At 49.7% G+C, this 368-nt stretch carries 1 protein-coding gene; it reads right to left on the bottom strand.

Annotated elements, in window-relative coordinates; genetic code table 11:
* Positions 1–368: EF-Tu/IF-2/RF-3 family GTPase (locus WFK85_RS23470; protein WP_336709972.1), on the bottom strand; the 368-nt coding region annotated here is incomplete at both ends.

Below are 368 nucleotides of genomic sequence, written 5' to 3'. Positions count from 1 at the left end.
ATCAGGGTAACAACCATTTTGATGTTGTCGCCTGGCATTACCATCTCTACGCCTTCTGGCAGTTCGATGGTACCGGTCACGTCAGTTGTACGGAAGTAGAACTGTGGACGGTAGCCTTTGAAGAACGGAGTATGACGGCCGCCTTCGTCTTTGGACAGGATGTACACTTCAGATTCGAACTTGGTGTGTGGCTTGATTGAGCCTGGCTTAGCCAGTACCTGACCACGTTCGATTTCTTCACGTTTGATACCACGCAGCAGAACACCTACGTTCTCACCAGCACGGCCTTCGTCCAGCAGTTTGCGGAACATTTCAACGCCGGTACAGGTAGATTTCGCAGTATCTTTGATACCAACGATTTCAACTTC

Source organism: Cedecea sp. VD22 (assembly GCF_037150195.1).
GTDB lineage: Bacteria > Pseudomonadota > Gammaproteobacteria > Enterobacterales > Enterobacteriaceae > Cedecea.
Note: the sequence above shows the minus strand (reverse complement) of the source record. Positions and strands in the feature narration are given on the sequence as shown.